Consider the following 15,096-nt stretch of genomic DNA (forward strand, 5'->3'; position numbering starts at 1 on the left):
TGCTAGCAGACCGCAGGTTACTCGGTCGCCTCCAGCAGGTCGCCGGTGACCGGGTCGACGCCGGTCTCGATCTCGCCCGCGGCCATGCCGTCGAGGATGGCCTGCACCTGCGCGGTTACGTCCTCAGGCACCGGGGCGTCATGCGCGGGCGCGAAGCCGACACCGTTGATCGAGGCATCCATCAGGTACAGCGAGTTCTCTGCGAAACCGGTGCCGTTGACCACCGCGGTGATCATGTCGTACACACCTTGATCAACGCGCTTCATGGCGCTAGAGATGATCTTGTCCGCGTTGGGCGCTTCACCATCACCGAATGTCGTGATGTACTCGTCCTGATCGACGCCGATGACCCATGCGCCGAGCGCCGCTGCCTGCACGATCGCGCCCGAGCCGGTCGGGCCGCCCGCACCGAAGATCACGTCGACGCCTTCTTCACTGACCATCGCGTCCGCGGCTTCCGCGCCCAACTGCGGGGCGAGGAAGTCGGGGATGTACACACCGAACAGTTCGATATCAGGGTTGATCGACTTAGCGCCCTGCTCAAAACCGTTGCGGAACTTGCGAACCGGCGGAATGTCGATGCCGTACACGCCGCCAACCTTGCCGCTCTCGGTCATTAGCGCAGCCATCGCCCCAGCCAGATAGCCAGCCTGATCTTCGCGGAACTGGATCCCGACCAGATTCGGCAGCGCCGTATCGTAGAACTGGTCGACACCGATGAAGTACACATCTGGATGTGTTTCAGCGGCGGTCGCGGTCGCGCCGGTGATCAGGAAGCCGACCGTGACGATGATGTCGAAACCTTCATCGAGACAGGTGTTGATATTGGCCTCGTAGTCGGCCTGCGCCTGAGTCTCGATGAAGCGCGTCGAAAGGCCGAGGTCGGCCTCTGCGCGCAGCATCCCATCATACGCGTACGTGTTGAACGTGCCATCGTTGATCCGGCCGATGTCCGTCACTAAGCAGACGGTCGAGGCGGTCTCGCCCGGCGCAGGAGCCGCGGTCGGTTCAGCTGCGGCTTCTTCCGTCGGCTCGGCTGTCGGCTCTTCGGTCGGTGCCGCCGTCGGCTCTTCAGCCGGGGTCTCTTCGGTAGCTTCCTCAACAGGCGCTGCGTTCAGCAGGTCGCCGGTGACCGGGTCGACGCCGGTCTCGATCTCACCGGAAGTCAGGCCATCGAGAACCGCCTGAACCTGCGCGGTCACTTCCTCGGGCACCGGGGCATCGTGCGCCGGCGCGAATCCGACACCGTTGACTGCCGCGTCCATCAGGTACAGCGAGCCTTCGGGGAAGCTGCCGCCGCCGACCAGCACACCGATCATGTCGTAAACGCCCTGATCGACGCGCTTCATGGCGCTGGTGATGATCTTGTCCGCGTTGGGTGCTTCGCCGTTACCGAACGTCGTGATGTACTCGTCCTGGTCGACGCCGATGACCCATGCGCCAAGCCCGGCAGCTTGCACAATGCCGCCCGAACCGGTCGGGCCGCCCGCACCAAACACCACGTCGACACCTTCTTCACTGACCATCGCGTCCGCGGCTTCTGCACCCAACTGCGGGGCAAGGAAGTCGGGGATGTAGACGCCGAACAGTTCGATGTCGGGATTGACCGACTTCGCACCCTGCTCAAAGCCGTTGCGGAATTTGCGCACCGGCGGGATGTCGATGCCGTACACGCCGCCGACCTTATTGGTCTCGGTCATCAGCGCGGCCATGACGCCAGCCAAGTAGCCCGCCTGATCCTCACGGAACTGAATGCCGACCAGATTCGGCAGGGCCGTTTCGTGGAACTGATCTACGCCGATAAAGTACACGCTCGGATTGGCTTCCGCTGCAGCCGCAGTTGCACCGGTAATCAGGAACCCGACGGTCACAACGATGTCGAAGCCTTCATCGAGGCAGGTGTTGATGTTGGCCTCGTAATCGGCCTGCGACTGCGTTTCGATGTAGCGCGTCGTCAGTGTGAAGTCAGCCTCAGCGCGCAGCATGCCTTCGTAGGCATACGTGTTGAAGGTACCGTCGTTCACGCGGCCCAGATCGGTGACCAAACAGACTGTGGACGGCACACCGGTTGAAGCTTCTTCGGTCGGAGCTTCGGTGGGTTCGGCCGTCGGTTCCTCAGTCGGCACGGCGGTCGGTTCAGCCGTCGGTTCCTCTGTGGGTTCGGCCGTCGGTTCTTCGGTCGGCTGAGCAGCCTCGGTCGCCGCAGCAGCCGCTTCGGCACGCTGCGTCGCGCGTGCCTGACGGGCCTCGGTCGTCGCCTGAGCGATCGCCGGGTCTACGGTCGGAACGTCGGTGGGGGGAACCTCGGTCGGGACATCCGTCGGCGGAACCTCGGTGGGAACGTCCGTCGGGACTTCTGTCGGGACCTCGGTGGGTTCCTCGGTCGGAACTTCCGTGGGTTCCTCGGTGGGCGGGACAACGGTCGGCACATCGGTCGGCATTTCGGCCGCAGTGGTCGCTGCCGCATCCGCCGTTGCCTGCGCATCCGCCAGTGCCTGAGCAGCTTCCGCCGTCACCGCGTCTGCGGTGGCTTGCAGAGCCGCCTGTGCTGCTGCCGCTTCGGTCGCCTGTGCGTCGGCGGTCGCCATGATGGCCGACTGGGTGGCAGTGCCGGCCTCTTCGGTACCGGTTGCACATGCGGCAAGGGCGAACGACGCCACAAGCAGCAGCGTTACGATCGTCACGAATCGCTTCATACTTCCTCCTGAAAATGCGCAAAAGTTTGAGATTGTCAGCGCAGAGTAAATCGTAACAGTTTTCAGTGCACTTGCAACCGCCTTGCGACACTTCGCACAAAAGAGTCGCCCCGGAAGTCCATCACGTCTCCCGGGGCTGTGCAACTCGTATAGCGATGTTCGGACGATTCGACGTGCGTTACCCGGCCAAATCGCGGCGTGTGAACACCCGTGTACTCGCGGCGACCAGTGCGACGGCGACGATCAGCGTCACGGTCGCGGCGATCAGCGGGAACCCGTTCAACAGCACGCGGCTCGCGTCCGAGTGGTGAAACACCGAGAACTGCTGCATCGCCGTACCGAGGTCGGAGCGGAGCATGCCGCCGATCGAGTTCAGGAAGAAGCTCACGGCGACAAACCCGCCCGAGATCGCGGCAACCCATGCCTTGCGCGGCATCACCGACGCGACAAACGCTGTGAAGCACACGATCAGGACGGCGACCGGGACCATCGCAAATGTCGAGAGCACCAGCGGCGTGACGTCCGTCGTCGCCTGCGTGTTGAGCGCCATACCGATCACGAGGCCAAGAAGCCCGCTGACCGGGATGATCACCGCCATGGGCACGTAAGCCGCCAGCTTCTCGACGATCACACGCGTGCGTGATGCCGGCAGGCTGAACACCATGTTGGAGATGCCGTTCACTTCTTCGTTCAGCGTTACATTCATGCCGGAGATGACCGCCCACACCGCGAGCAGCACTGATGCCGTCAGGAAGAAGCGGAACGAGATGAACCCGCTCACCGTCGCCAGCACCGATACGTCTTGAATGCCGATCATCTGCCAGACGAAGTTGGGCACCGCGCCCAGCGCCTCGCTCATTTGCTGCATGCCTTCGGCGTCCGGCAAGATGCCCACCGTGAGCATGCCATAGCCGAAGAAGCCAAGCGACCATAGCAGGACCGAACGCCATTCACGGCGCAGCGTTTCCAGAAAATTTGATCCACGCATCGTTCTGCCTCCTAGCCGCTGATGTCACGGCGTTCGTAGAGCTGGACCGAAATCCAGACGAGCACCGCGCCAATTGCGATCATCACCAACGGTGCGATGACGTTCAACCCGTTGAGGATGATGTCGCCGCCGTCGTAGTACGAAAACACCGAGATTCGCTCAAGCACCGGCCCAAGCTGGTCGCCAGCCATCGCGCCGAGCGTATACGCCACATAGCTCACGCCGAGATAGCCCGCCACTACAGCCTCGGCGATGCCGCGCCGGCGAATGACCACGCCGCACAGCACCGTGATGCCCATGACCGCAACGATCAGCGCCCACAGCGCAGCGAACGCCTCAGCCGACCGCCCCAGATCGAAACCGGAGACGACCGGGTTAATCCGCGTACCGGCGAAGAACCCGGCGAAGCCGATGGCACAGACCAGTGCCGCCAGGATTGTCTGCGCCAGTACCTTCTCCACGACGACCACCCCACGCGATACCGGCAGAGTCAGCACCATGTTCATGATGCCCTTCTCTTCATCGTTCGCCGTGACGCTCATGCCGGCGTTGACGGCATAGATCGCCAGCAGGATCGAGGCATAGGTGAAGAACGCGAACCCGACGAACCCTTCCGGCGTCGCCATCACGTTGATGTCGGTGATGCCGAACGCTTGCAGGATGACCCGCGGCATGGCTTCGAACAAGGCGATGAAACCCTGCAGTCCTTCCATGTCCGGGGTCAGCAGAATGACGTAGTTGGCGAAGACCGCCGTCACCACGCCCCAGATCAGTGCCGGACGCAGCCCGCGCCGCAGCGTGTGTTTGAACACTTCCCATCTCATCGACACACCTCCTACGACACGGCAACCGGATGGACGGCAGGCTTCTCGCCGTAGTACGCGAGGAAGATCTCTTCCAGCGTCGGCTCGGCCACCTTCATGCTCACCACGTAGTCGCTGCCAATGGCGCGGATAACCGCGTCAAAGTCCCCGACCACACGCATGCGCAGGCTTGCTCCGTCGGCGGTGACATCCGTGATGCCGTTCTTGCCCTCGAAGTGCGACGGGCTGACCGGCTCGCGGAAGGTGATCGTCACCCACTGGAAGTCGGCCCGAGTCAGCTTCTCGATCGTCTCGACGGCTTGCAGCACACCGCCGCGCAGGATCGCCACGCGGTCGCAGATGGCCTGCACCTCGCTCAACACATGCGACGACAGGAACACGGTCCGGCCTGCCGCACGGGCTTCGCGCATCATGTCATTGAAAATCTGCTGCATCAGCGGATCGAGGCCACTGGTCGGCTCGTCGAGGATGAGCAGCTCGGGTTCGTGCATCGTTGCCAGCAGGAGGCCCAGCTTGCGCTTGTTACCGCTGGAGTACTCGCGGACGCGCAGCGACAGGTCAAGGCTGAGGCGTTCCGTGATCTGCTTGACGACGTTGGGATTGACGTTGCCACGTACCTTGCTGAAGTACGCTACGATGTCGCGGCCGGTGTGGCCCGGCCACAAGCTCAATTCGCCCGGCATGAAGCCGACGCGCTGGTGAATTTCGACGGCATGCTCGCGCACATCCTTGCCGAAGATCGTGGCCGTGCCGCCGGTCGGGCGGATCAGGTCCATGAGGATGCGGATTGTCGTCGACTTGCCCGCGCCGTTAGGCCCGAGGTAGCCAAAGATTTCGCCCTGATGGACGTCGAGATCGAGCCGGCTGAGCGCCAGCGGGCCGCCCCGGCCGTACGCTTTTGACAACCCGCGGGCCTGAATCACGGGTGTGTCGGTCCTTGCTGAACGATTGTTGTTATTCATGGTTTTCCTCTTCCTCCACGGTCGCAGGTTGCTTCTGCGACTGCACCGCATTCATCGCATCCGAAGTGAACGAAATGAACGCCGATCTACCGGCGGCAGTATCGCCGCCGGATGTTGCAAACCCCCGGTCGAGCACGTCGATAAGCAGTTCGAACACCGCGTCGATGGGCGGTGCGTCGCCCGGTGGAATGACGTCTTCGACGGTCAACAGCCCATAGCGCATGTACGACAGCATGTAGGCTGCGACTTTGGCGTCGATGTCCGCGCGGATCAAGCCCAACGCCTGATACTTGCGGATGAAATCGACGGCCGCGTCGCGCATAGCCTGATTGCTGAAGCGCGGCGCCAACCGTTTGAACAGGTCGCCGAAGACGCGCTGACGGTTGCCGTATACGGCGCGCAGCAGCGGCATTTCCATCGCCACGCGCAGCGAGTGGGCATAGAGACTGGTGAACGACCCGCTGTTCGGATCCGCTTCGAGCCTTCGCGCGATTTCGTGCTGGGCGCGCTCGGCATCGTGCCACAGCAGCGCTTCGACGAGCGCGTCCTTGCTCGGAAAGTGCAGATAGATCGCACCTTTGCTGATTCCGGCCGCCTGCGCGATGTCGCTTACGGTGGTCTTGTCGTACCCGTAGTGAAGCAGCAGCTCGCGGGCGGCGTTCAGTATTCGATCGCGTCGTTCGTCGCTCAAAACGTCCCTCTCATGACCGTATGACCAAAATCGTCATTCTGGTCAAATGTACTGCAAACGAGAATCGAAAAGGCCCCCAATCTCTGGGGGCCTGAGCGACGATTACGCAGATGTCCGTCCCGGGCCTAGCCCTTCACGGCGCCTGCCGTCAAACCTTCCACGATGCGGCGCTGGAAGTACAGCACGAGCACGATCAAAGGAATGGTCACGATTACCGAAGCCGCCATGACCTCGGCAATCGGGTCTTGACGCTGCACCTGTCCGCTGAAAAGCGCGATCGCCACCGGCACTGTCTGGGCCGACGGATTGATCGTCGTAAACGTCAACGCGAACAGGTATTCGTTCCATGCGCTGATGAATGAGAGCAGACCAGTCGTGACGAGTGCTGGCGCGGTCAACGGCAGCAGGATCATGTAAAACGTCTGGAAGCCGGTGGCGCCGTCCACCAACGCCGCCTGTTCAAGCTCGGACGGCAAACCTTTGAAGAAGGTCGTCAGCGTCCAAACCGTGAACGGCAGCGTGATCAATGGATACGTCACCACCAGCGAGCCTAACGAGCCGAACAACCCGAGGTCTCGCACGATGCTGAACAAACCCGACAGGATCGAGATTTGCGGGAACATCGTCATAGCCAGCACGGCGTACAGCATCAGCAAGCGGCCGCGGAACTGCAGGCGACCGAGCGCGTACGCGGCGAACGAGCCAACGCCCAGCGCAAGGATCGTGCTGCCGCCGGCCACTAGCGTCGAGTTGAACAAGCCGCGCACGAATCGTTCGTTCTGGAACACCGATTCGTAGTTGCGCAGCGACGGGTTCTGAGAGAACAGATAGGCCGTTGCGAATACTTCGTTCTCGTTCTTGAGCGACGTGTTGAATGCCCAATAGAACGGGAACAACGTGTAGAACAAGATCAGGACGATGATGAACCAAAAGCCGACGCGGCGGGCAATGCGCCATCCCTGACCGGACTGCTGGTTGCCTGAGGTTGGGGATTGGGTAGCGGTCACGGTTGTCATTCTGCACTCACCCCCAAAATCCGAACGTACGCGACGGTAAAGAGCAGGATAATCACGAAGATCACCACCCCGACAGCCGAGGCGTAGCCCAACTCCTGACTATTCGTGAGCGTGTAGTAGTTGTACGTCGCCATCGAATACTGCTTTTGGGCGAGGACGACTTGGAACACGTCGAACACCCTGACTGCGTCGAGCGTGCGGAATACCAGTGCGACGGCGATCGTCGGGCGAAGGAGCGGAAGCGTCAGCCTCAAGAACTGGGTGATGCGGTTTGCTCCGTCAACATCGGCCGCCTCGTAGATGTCGGACGGGATAGTTTGCAGACCGGCGAGCAGGATCAGCGCCATGAACGGCGTCGTCTTCCAGACGTCGATCGCGATCATCGCCAAAATCTGCGTTTCAGGCCGCGCGAGCCACGCGACCGATTCTTCGGGTAGGCCGAGCGTCCGCTGCATCAGGTTGATGCCCGCGTTCAGCACCCCGGACGAATTGTCGCGCAGGATCACCGTCCACAGCTTTGCCGAGACCACCGTCGGGATAGCCCATGGCACGAGCATTGCTGCGCGCATCAGACCACGGCCAGTGAATTTCGAGTTGATCACCATGGCAATGAAGATGCCGAGGATCAGCTCGATCGTCACTGAGACGACCGTGAACGTGAGCGTGTTGCCGATCGACCCGATGAAGTCGGTATCGCGTGCGCTGAAGATCAGCTTCGATCCGCCGAGCGTCAGCCATGTCGAAATCTCGCGGTAACGGAGATCGCGGTAAGTCTCGTCCAGCGCGTCGCGCGCCCGTGGAAAGACAGTCGCGCCGTCCTCATTTAACGCGCAGGCGCCGGTTTCATCCGTCGTGCACTGAATAATGTCCCAGCGAACGCCAAGGAGTTCGGCGTAGTTGTCTAGGCCGACAAAATTCACTTCGGCGCCGGCGCCGGCGGCAAACCGCTGATCGGTCAAGCTGGCGATGAAGGTCTTTTCCAACGGCCTCAGCGCGACGAAGACGAGCACCAAGAGGGTCGGGACCAACAGATTCCACGCAAACCGCGAACTCGACTCTGCAAGGGTTTCTTGACCTTCGAACTTCTCGATATTGCTGCCGATCCACAGGTAGGCGTAGGTCAGTGTCAGCGCGAGGATCACGCCGATGACCGGGATCAGAAACGCCTCGGTGGCCGCCATCTGAGTCGTAAGCGCGCTGCCGATGCTTTGGACGACGAAGACCGTGGACGCAACGACACCCCAGAGCAGCAGCTGCCGAACCCACAACGCGGCGCGTACGTCGCCACGCAGGAAGCGCGCGCCCAGCCGAATCAGGTACAGGCCGAGGCCAAGCTCGATGAGGGGAGAATGATACCGTTTTGATTGAGGTAGCGCAGCAGCGTGGTGCCGAAATCTTCGCCAGCGGCGCGCTCCATCAGCGCACCGGTAATGCCGGTAACGAACAGCCAGAGGGCGCCGACCCCAAGAAGGAGCATCAGGCCCGTGATCAGATAAACCTGCGTCCCTATACTTGCTCTGACCCGAGCTGTCGATGAATAAGCCATAAACTCCCTCGTTTCCATGAAACAGACAGGGGAAGGCATCGAGCGATGCCCTCCCCTGCAGAGACAAGGTTGCAGGCGCAGGCCGCCTTATGCAGCATGCGCGAGCAGTCAGATCTACATGCTGGCCATGATCTCGTCGACCAGATCCTGCAGATCAAGCTCGAGGTCTTCCATCGCGGTCACGGCATCGACCTCACCGGTCAGAACGCCATGGACAGCGCTGAAGAAGAGGGTCGATGCGTCGTTGTAGCGCGCAGCGGTGAAGCCCGACGGACGCGGGTAAGCGCTCGCCAAGATGGGGCCCATGCGGCTGAACAGCGGGTTGGCATCGATCAGTTCCGGATCCTCGTAGAGGGCCGGGATAGTCGGGTTGGCACCCTGCGGGCTCAGCGCGCGGATCTTCTGCTCATCGTAGGAGGCCATGAAGATGGCGACCGACGCGGCAGCAGCCGGGTTATCGCTGTACTTGCTGACCGCGAGCTGCCAGCCACCGAGGCAGGCCGCCGGCGAACCGGTGGCGCCAACCGGCAGCGGGGCGTAGTCGAACAGGCCGGCGACGGCGCTGTCTTCACCATTGCCCAGACCGTAGGCGTACGGCCAGTTACGCATGAAGGCAGCGTTGCCCGCCTGCCAAACCGCGCGGCTGTCCTCTTCACCGTAGGTGGTCACGCCCTCGGGGCTGATACCGCCGACCCAACCGGCCGCGCGCTCCAGCGCCGCAACGAACGCGTCGTTGTTCACGTTCACTTCACCTTCAGGCGAAATGAAGGATCCACCGGTCTCGCTGACGAGCCACTCGTGCGCATCACAGGTCAGACCTTCGTAGGCGTTACCCTGCCAGACGTAACCGGCAAAGTCGGCGTTGCCTTCAGCGCGCTCGCCATCCTGAATGGTCTGCGCAGCCGCCGTCAGTTCGTCCCAGGTGGTCGGAACTTCGAGGCTGTACTTCTCAAGCAGGTCGGTGCGATAGTACAGGCCGGCCGCGTCGGTGAACCACGGAATGGCAACCTGCGCGCCGCCGATGTTCTGGCCGGCGACCATGGCCGGGAAGAATTCGTCGAGATAGCCATCAGGCACGTACTCGAGCAGGTCCACAACGTGCGGGGCGATGATACCGGCCCAAATCACGTCCACCTGATAGATGTCGACATCCGGGGTCTGTGCTTCCCAATACTGCTGGTACAGACCGAGGCGGTCCGTTGCCAGATCCGGGGTCTCCAGCAGCGAGATGTTGACATTCGGGCACATGCCCATGTAGCGTTCGGCCTGCGCCTGCACAACCTCATACTCAATACCAACGGCACCCGCGGCGATCACAATGTCCGCGTCGCCTTCCGGGCATTCCATCATCATGTCCTGCGCGCTGACCGACGCGACGCCAAGCGACATCACAACGGCCATCACGAGGAGCAAACCTAGCGATTTGCGTACCATAATACGAACTCTCCTCACTTATTCCGATTTGACTGTCACGGAGGAAACACGGCGCAACACGATGCCGTGTCGCCTGTGGTGACGTTACAGACTGTACCCCTCGGCAAAATCACCGTCAAGCGAAGGCACCTAGTTTTGTGCGACTTGCACGAATTGGCGCGAGGCAGCGCTCTGGCGCTAAATTAGTGTCTTGAGAGTCTTATTCACACATCGCCATGCCGGGGCGCCCTCATGACCGCACTGCCCGCGCTTGAACGCTTCACCGCCGACACCGACGCCGAACTGTTTCGTATTCCGATGGTCGTGTTTCCAAACGGCTTTGTCGCGTACAGCTACCTGCTGCTCGGTCAGGGCGTGCCGACCCTGATCGACTGCGGGAGCGGATTCCCCGACAGCGACAAACACCTTATCGAAGGCTTGAACGCCATCGCAGATGAGTTTCGTGTGCCGTTTGCACCGGCGGACATCGAACGCATCTTCATCACGCACGGCCACATCGACCACTTCGGCGGCGTCGCCAACATCGCCGAGCTGACTGACGCGGCGGTGGGCGTCCACGAGCTGGATCGGCGCGTGCTGACCAATTACGAAGAGCGCGTCGTGATCGCCACGAAAGATCTGCGCGTGTACCTCGAGCGCGCCGGGATCGAGCCAGACACACGCCAGAACCTGATCGAAATGTACGGGTTTGCCAAGCGGCATGTCCGGTCTGTGCCGGTCGCGTTCCATCTGGACGAAGACGAGCCGATCGACGGTATGACGTTCATCCACGCGCCCGGCCACTGCCCCGGTCAGGTGTGCATCCGCATCGGCGACATCCTCATCAGCGCCGATCACGTATTGAGCCACACCACCCCGCATCAAGCGCCGGAAAGCATCACGCATTACACCGGCCTCGGCCACTACCGCGAGGCGCTGCGCAAGGTCGCCAAGCAGGAGGGGGTCCGTGTCGCGCTGGGCGGGCACGAAGACCCGATCTACAACCTGCACGAGCGCATCGCCGATATCCTCGCCAGCCACGACCGCAAGCTGAACCGCGTGCTGGACATCGTGCGCGACGCCGGCGAACCGGTCACGATCAACCAGATCACGCAGGCGATGTACCCGGACAAGCACGGCTACAACATCCTGCTCGCCGTCGAAGAGGCCGGCGCGCACATCGAGTACCTGTATCAGCACGGGGCGCTCTCGGTCGCCAACCTGCGCGAGGTCGAAGCAGAGGACAACCCGGCCCTTAAATATGTTGCGTCGTAGTTTAAGGGAATGTAAAATGTAATGGTCCGACGTTTAACATTGGCACGCCTGTCGGCTTAAAGACGTTCCACTCTAATGAGAAGCGTCGGGAAGAAGACCTGACATTAGCTTGTTTGCAAAGGAGAAAGTTCCAAATGTCTCGCAGAAGTATGCTTTTGGCGGCGTTGGCCGTCATCATGGCGCTGGTCGCATTCGTACCCGCCATGGCGCAAGACAAGATCGAGATCCAGGTCTGGATCGCGTTTGGCGGTGCCCGTCTCGAGTGGGCGCAGGGCGTCGCTGCCGAATTCAACGAACTGTTCCCGCAGTATGAGGTGGTGGTCGTTGGCGACCGCTCGTATGAAGAGGTGCTCTCCGCATCGAGCCTCGCGTTCGAGCAAGGGACTCAGCCGGCCATCATCCACTTTTTCGAGGCCGGCACGCAGAACGCGCGCGACGCCGGTTTCGAGGGCAACCCGCAGTTCAAGAGCGTCGCCGAGGCCTTCGGCGATCGCACCGAAGTCAACGGCCTGCCGGTAGACTTCGACAACTTCGTGGACGCAGTGCGCAACTACTACACGCTGGACGGCACCTTCACGTCGTTCCCGTGGAACACCTCGTCGGCGATCATGTTCAACAACAAGACGATGCTGGACGCCGCTGGCGTCGAGAGCGTCCCCACCACGTGGGCTGAGGTCGATGCCGCGTGCGAGAAGATCATGGCGATGGAAAACGCGCCCGCCAACTGCATCACGTGGCCGAACTACGGCTGGTTCTTCGAGCAGGCCGTCGCCATGCAAGGCACCGATCTGGTCAACAATGGCAACGGCCGTGAGGCCCGTGCCACCGAGACGTACCTGAACAGCGATGCCGGCATCGCCTACCTCGAGTGGTGGAAAGACCTCGAGAACAAGGGCTACTACGTCTACACCGGCGTGCAGCGCGACTGGAACGGCACCTACAACCTGTTCATCCAGCAGCAGGTCGCCATGTTGATCTACTCGTCGTCGGACACCTCGAACGCGACCAACGCCGGCCGCGATGCAGGTTTCGAGGTCGTCGCCAGCTTCTACCCGCACAATCAGGATGTCGAGTACGTCGGCAACCTGATCGGTGGCGGCACGCTGTGGCTGAGCAACGGCCTGTCGACTGAGGTCGAGGACGGCGCGCTCACCTTCCTGCTGTACCTGACCAACGCCGAAAACGATGCCTCGTGGCACAAACTGACCGGCTATGTCCCCGTAACTAAGGCGGGCATTGCGCTGCTCGAGGCCGAGGGCTGGTACGAAGAGAATCCCAACAGCTTGGTCGCCAGCGCGCAGCTCGATGGGTCGGCGCAGACCGTCGCGACTGCAGGCGCGATCTTCGGCAACTTCCCGGCCATCCGTGACATCCTCACGACCGCAATTGAGGAAGTCTTGGTCAACGACCGCGACGTCACCGAAGCGTTGAACGAAGCGAAGGAACTGGCCGACGAATCGCTCGCTGAGTACAACTTCCTGTACGTCACCGAGTAGGTCGCCGGAATAGTCCGATTTGAAATCTTCCTCGGGGTGAGCCAAACTCACCCCGAGGTTGTTTAGGCTGGGAATGAACGTATGCTTCCGCCAGAACTCATTGTCCTCCTTACCATAGTAATCCCCGGTGCGATCGGCGCGGGTTGGCTGCTGCGCAGTTCGGGCACGGGCACCGGCGCGCTCATCGGCGGCCTCTCCGGCGGTATCGGTGGTCTGCTCTTTATGGTTCCGCTGAACTTCTGCACGTTCGAGGCCGACCGCTCGAGCACGGACACCGCGTTTGGGGTGCTCTTGATCGGGTTAGGAATGGTCATCGGCATCGCAATCGGGACCATCGTCCATCGGATCGTCAGCTCGGGTCAGGGCCTAGGTTCGCTCACCAGCGAACAACACAGCGCTGGAACGTTCAAAGGGACGTTCATCCCGTTTGCGCTGCTCGCCCCCACGTTGATAATTCTTGCGTTGTTCCTCTATCTTCCTGCCGTTGACAATCTTCGTTTGTCGACCTTGCTGGCCCGGCTTGGCACGGATCGCACCGCGTTCGTCTGTGTCGATAACTTCACCAAACTGCTCGAACCGCGTCAGAACTATGGACAAACCCTGTACGCGACGTTCTTAATTGCTTTCTTCACTGTCGTGTTGGGCTTGGTCCTTTCACTGCTTATCGCGTATGTGGCCTATCAACCCGTACGGGGTGCAAGCATCTACCGCACACTGCTCATCTGGCCGTATGCCATCAGCCCGCCAGTCGCCGGTATCATTTTCAGCCTGGTCTTCAATCCATCGTCGGGCATCATGAACCACCTGATACGCACCGCCGGAGGAACACCTGTCGAATGGCTTCAGAACGCAAGTATCGCGCCATGGACGATCATCGTAGCTAGCGTATGGAAATCCATGGGATTCAACATCTTGTTTTACATCGCCGGCCTACAGAACGTGCCGATGGACCTCGTTGAAGCAGCGGCGATCGACGGTGCCAATTTCGTGCAGCGCTTCCGCCGTGTGATCATCCCGATGCTTTCCCCGATCACATTCTTCCTGATCATCACCAACATCACCTACGCCTTCTTCGACACCTACGGCACGATCGACTTCTTGACCAGCGGCGGGCCTGCCGGCGCGACGTCGACGATGATCTACCGTATCGTCGACAACGGACTCAGGAAGTTCGATCTCGGCACTGCGGCGGCTCAATCGCTTGTGCTGTTCAGCATCGTGATCCTTATCACCCTGATTCAGTTCCGAACCAGCGGCCGACGCGTAACCTACGGGAAGTGATCCATGGCAGAGCTGACTCGTCACATCTCGACATCGCAAGGGCGTGAACAGACCACCGCCCTAACTGGTCCGCCTGCATGGAAGCGGTTCGTCCCGGAACGGTGGTATGCGCACCTGATCTTGTGGATCGCCTGTCTCGTCATGGGATTCCCGCTGCTGTACGCCGCGCTTGTCAGCACACAGAACAACGCTCAGGTTGCGAACTTCGTGTTGGCTCCGGGCACGTCCTTCACCGACAACCTCGAGTGGGTGATGGTCAACCGCAATCTGGGCAAATACATGGTGGATTCGCTGACCCTGTCAGTCGTAATCACAGTCGGCAAGACCATCCTGTCGCTGCTTTCGGGTCTGGCGTTCGTTTACTTTCGGTTCCCAGGCAAATGGCTGGTGTTCGGGTTCGTGCTGCTCACCCTGATGATGCCGACCGAGATTCTGGTGATCGGTCTGTTCCGCTACGTCAGCGGCACCCTCGGATGGGGCGGGACGTTCCAAGCTGTCGCCGTGCCGTTCCTTGCCAGCGCAACGGGTACGTTCCTGTTCAGGCAGCACTTCTCGAATATCCCGGCCGAGCTGAGCGAAGCGGCGCAGATGGATGGGGCCAATCCGCTGCAGTTCCTGTGGCGCGTGCTGGTTCCGATGAGTTGGAACACCATCGGCGCGCTGGCCGTGATCCAGTTCGTGTATTCGTGGAACATGTACCTGTGGCCGCAGTTGATCATGACGCGCGGCGACTTTCAGGTCGTGCAGGTGGGGTTGCGCGCGCTCTTGGGCGGCGATCAGGCCACCGAATACGGTCCGCTGATGCTCGGCGCGGTGATCGCCAGCATCCCGCCGGTGATCGTGTTCATCATCCTGCAGAAGCAGTTCATGAGCGGCTTCCAGATCACGACGGACAAATAGGATCGGAC

13 protein-coding genes are annotated in these 15,096 nt (G+C 61.2%); 4 read left to right on the forward strand and 9 right to left on the reverse strand.

Annotated elements, in window-relative coordinates; translation table 11 throughout:
- Positions 1 to 17 precede the first annotated feature (17 nt).
- The 9 genes from IPM16_18520 to IPM16_18560 all read right to left on the reverse strand — a co-directional run bounded on the left by IPM16_18520 (position 18) and on the right by IPM16_18560 (position 10,157).
- Positions 18 to 2,696: a BMP family ABC transporter substrate-binding protein gene (locus tag IPM16_18520; GenBank protein ID MBK9125096.1), complete on the reverse strand. Its 2,679-nt coding sequence runs from the start codon at positions 2,694 to 2,696 to the stop codon at positions 18 to 20.
- A 178-nt stretch (positions 2,697 to 2,874) separates the two neighbouring features.
- Positions 2,875 to 3,684 (reverse strand): ABC transporter permease subunit, encoded by an 810-nt coding sequence (locus tag IPM16_18525; GenBank protein MBK9125097.1) that lies wholly within the window; start codon positions 3,682 to 3,684, stop codon positions 2,875 to 2,877.
- 11 nt (positions 3,685 to 3,695) lie between these two features.
- The gene (locus tag IPM16_18530; GenBank protein ID MBK9125098.1) at positions 3,696 to 4,508 is read right to left on the reverse strand and encodes an ABC transporter permease subunit; all 813 of its coding nucleotides are present in this window, start codon (positions 4,506 to 4,508) and stop codon (positions 3,696 to 3,698) included.
- Between the two features lie 11 nt (positions 4,509 to 4,519).
- Entirely contained in the window at positions 4,520 to 5,470 is a 951-nt protein-coding gene (locus tag IPM16_18535) for an ABC transporter ATP-binding protein (protein MBK9125099.1), read from the reverse strand.
- Complete coding sequence (locus IPM16_18540) at positions 5,463 to 6,161, reverse strand: TetR/AcrR family transcriptional regulator (protein MBK9125100.1); 699 nt, start codon at positions 6,159 to 6,161, stop codon at positions 5,463 to 5,465. The genes IPM16_18535 and IPM16_18540 overlap by 8 nt, the downstream gene beginning before the upstream one ends.
- Before the next feature lie 125 nt (positions 6,162 to 6,286).
- The gene (locus IPM16_18545; GenBank protein ID MBK9125101.1) at positions 6,287 to 7,177 is read right to left on the reverse strand and encodes a carbohydrate ABC transporter permease; all 891 of its coding nucleotides are present in this window, start codon (positions 7,175 to 7,177) and stop codon (positions 6,287 to 6,289) included.
- Complete coding sequence (locus IPM16_18550; GenBank protein ID MBK9125102.1) at positions 7,174 to 8,358, reverse strand: sugar ABC transporter permease; 1,185 nt, start codon at positions 8,356 to 8,358, stop codon at positions 7,174 to 7,176. Before IPM16_18550 ends, IPM16_18545 begins: the two co-directional genes overlap by 4 nt.
- A 131-nt stretch (positions 8,359 to 8,489) precedes the next feature.
- Complete coding sequence (locus IPM16_18555; protein ID MBK9125103.1) at positions 8,490 to 8,723, reverse strand: hypothetical protein; 234 nt, start codon at positions 8,721 to 8,723, stop codon at positions 8,490 to 8,492.
- Positions 8,724 to 8,837: 114 nt separating this feature from the next.
- Positions 8,838 to 10,157: an ABC transporter substrate-binding protein gene (locus IPM16_18560; protein ID MBK9125104.1), complete on the reverse strand. Its 1,320-nt coding sequence runs from the start codon at positions 10,155 to 10,157 to the stop codon at positions 8,838 to 8,840.
- A 231-nt stretch (positions 10,158 to 10,388) separates the two neighbouring features.
- Between IPM16_18560 and IPM16_18565 the strand changes: the two genes are divergently transcribed.
- The 4 genes from IPM16_18565 to IPM16_18580 all read left to right on the forward strand — a co-directional run bounded on the left by IPM16_18565 (position 10,389) and on the right by IPM16_18580 (position 15,088).
- Positions 10,389 to 11,411 (forward strand): MBL fold metallo-hydrolase, encoded by a 1,023-nt coding sequence (locus IPM16_18565; protein MBK9125105.1) that lies wholly within the window; start codon positions 10,389 to 10,391, stop codon positions 11,409 to 11,411.
- Between the two features lie 134 nt (positions 11,412 to 11,545).
- Positions 11,546 to 12,907, forward strand: a complete 1,362-nt coding sequence (locus tag IPM16_18570) for an extracellular solute-binding protein (protein MBK9125106.1) — start codon at positions 11,546 to 11,548, stop codon at positions 12,905 to 12,907.
- 222 nt (positions 12,908 to 13,129) lie between these two features.
- On the forward strand, positions 13,130 to 14,188 hold the full coding sequence (locus IPM16_18575) for a sugar ABC transporter permease (protein MBK9125107.1): 1,059 nt from the start codon (positions 13,130 to 13,132) through the stop codon (positions 14,186 to 14,188).
- A gap of 3 nt (positions 14,189 to 14,191) precedes the next feature.
- The gene (locus IPM16_18580) at positions 14,192 to 15,088 is read left to right on the forward strand and encodes a carbohydrate ABC transporter permease (protein ID MBK9125108.1); all 897 of its coding nucleotides are present in this window, start codon (positions 14,192 to 14,194) and stop codon (positions 15,086 to 15,088) included.
- Positions 15,089 to 15,096: the final 8 nt, after the last annotated feature.

Origin of the sequence: Candidatus Flexicrinis affinis, assembly GCA_016716525.1 — a bacterium.
In the GTDB taxonomy this organism is placed as follows: domain Bacteria; phylum Chloroflexota; class Anaerolineae; order Aggregatilineales; family Phototrophicaceae; genus Flexicrinis; species Flexicrinis affinis.